The sequence below is a fragment of the Chryseosolibacter indicum genome, assembly GCF_018598585.1.
GTDB lineage: Bacteria > Bacteroidota > Bacteroidia > Cytophagales > Cyclobacteriaceae > Chryseosolibacter > Chryseosolibacter indicus.
In genome coordinates this window covers 1-1,952 of record NZ_JAHESD010000141.1, presented here as the reverse complement: position 1 = coordinate 1,952, position 1,952 = coordinate 1, and the positions used below count along the sequence as shown (strand labels likewise).

Annotated in this window: 3 protein-coding genes; all 3 read right to left on the bottom strand. The window is 40.2% G+C overall.

Annotation, left to right across the window (positions count from 1 at the left end):
- A partial coding sequence (locus KK060_RS24775; protein ID WP_254157963.1) for a hypothetical protein occupies nucleotides 1–206 on the bottom strand: 206 nt, incomplete at its 3' end.
- On the bottom strand, nucleotides 203–991 hold the full coding sequence (locus KK060_RS24770; protein WP_254157961.1) for a Cthe_2314 family HEPN domain-containing protein: 789 nt from the start codon (nucleotides 989–991) through the stop codon (nucleotides 203–205). The genes KK060_RS24775 and KK060_RS24770, both read right to left, overlap by 4 nt.
- Before the next feature lie 171 nt (nucleotides 992–1,162).
- Nucleotides 1,163–1,489 (bottom strand): hypothetical protein, encoded by a 327-nt coding sequence (locus KK060_RS24765; RefSeq protein ID WP_254157959.1) that lies wholly within the window; start codon nucleotides 1,487–1,489, stop codon nucleotides 1,163–1,165.
- Between the last annotated feature and the right edge of the window lie 463 nt (nucleotides 1,490–1,952).

Genomic DNA, 1,952 nt, shown 5'->3' with positions numbered 1-1,952 from the left:
CATTCACTTTGCTCGCCAATGTCTCTAACTTTAAGTCTATCTCGTTCGTGAATCGTTTCATAGCGTTGCCCATAACGGTTTGCATATGCAGCGTTGCCGTGCTCAAGCGCCTCACTGTCCCACGTACAAACCGCAATTGAAATACAAGTTAACATACAAGCACTTCCCAGGCAATGATGCATATGCGGTGTTGTGCGCTGCCTCATTCCACGTCCGCCAATCTGTTATCTGTAATTTCTTGAATTAGTCCTATAGTTTTTTCTAGTCCCTTGACACTTAACTCCAAATGTTTTTTAAAATATCTTGGAAGCGCCTTCTGCTCTGCCAACATTTTTTCTATTTCGGCTCTGTCAAATGGGTCTTTTGCGTGATTCCACTTGAATGTAGTGTCAACCGATATATAATGGACAATCTGCTTTCGTTTTTCGTTTAGGTCTTTAAATTCGTCATCTCTAAACGTCTTTAACCACTGGTAATTTGGTGAATCATGAAAGTCGTCTGGAATTTTGTCAATAGTTGTAGTGAAGTATGCTTTATCTGGCTTTATCAGTTCTGGAAAATATGTTGCTAAAAGATCTCCAATCCTGTCCCAGTAATTGTAAACCTTTTCCGATACTGTATTAGCTGCCATATTGAACCTTTTATTTTCGATTGTCCGGCTATAAGGGTAGAGGATTCCGCCAGCGAATGGATACCCATAAAGTAGTGGGTTGTACAAATACGGCTCGTAGAGATAGAGCTGTCCTGTGAAATACATTATCTCATCACAACAGAAACATATATCGTCAAAGCTCTTATGAAAGTCAAACCCTTGGTATTTCACTTGTCCTTTGCGAACAGTATCAAAAAAGAGAGCTAGAATATTTTGGCCGTTTACAGTAAACTGTCGATCAAGTCCCTCAATGCTGTCCAACTGCTGTTCCTCGTAAATCTTAACTATCTCTCTTTGAAAGTCCCAGATAATTTTGTGTCTTTCGTCTTTGTAACTCATCGATTTGTTGAGGTTGCGCACAACGCTTGTGCATAAGCAGTGGCGGGTGTTCGAAGCGCGTCACTGTCCCACGACACAAAACATATTTTAAAAAACTAATCTACAAATTTACACGAACCCCGCCATTGATTATGCATTTTGTTGTGGCCAGTGCACGTCCACTGTCATTTGTCATTTGACTCTGGTTTTAAAGCTGTCGTACAACTCAAAGAACTTATCTACTGCAAGTTCCTCATCTCCTTTGCATTCGTCTAAAATGATTTTACTCCAACCCGCTGTTGATTCCTTCCATTTAAATTGTCCAGCAACCCAATCATGAAAGTCATCAAACTTTATCTTGTCATCAACTTCGATGTCATTTGTCCATGTGGCGTAAAAGTATCCATCAATAAAAGATTTTAAAGTCGTAATTTTTTTATCACCGATGTACATCGCTGTCCTTTTCCTAAAGTCCTCCATGTCAATTAGGTCAAAAATTGATTTAGGCGGCTTTGTCATTTGTCAGTCATCTGTTTTCTCTTTCAGGTGGTCTACTTGTCCAAGTGCATTGGCCACAACATTTCGCTATAAGCCATATTGCTTATATTTCCTTATTGCTCTCCAAGTTAATGCTTTCCCTTTCCTTCTCAAAAAACATACATCGAATGAGTCGTTTCTGCATCTCTCCTGATTTACAATAATTAAAAACCGCTTGGTACCTTCCTTTCACCATCACATAGCGCTCAAATTGTTGTATAACGCTAACCCTAACTTAATAAAGAAATCCGACCCAAGCCGTGTTTACCCGGGTATACATGTGTAAACACGGATATACTCCAACAAGAAAAAACTCACTAGCCTTCACCACCTTAAGCCGGCTCTGTCTCTCCTATTTCCCTTTGCGCTATAAACTCCCTCCCACCATAAATCCCCTAAACCTAACGATTTTCATCCCCATTCCCCCAACCTCAAACCCTACTCA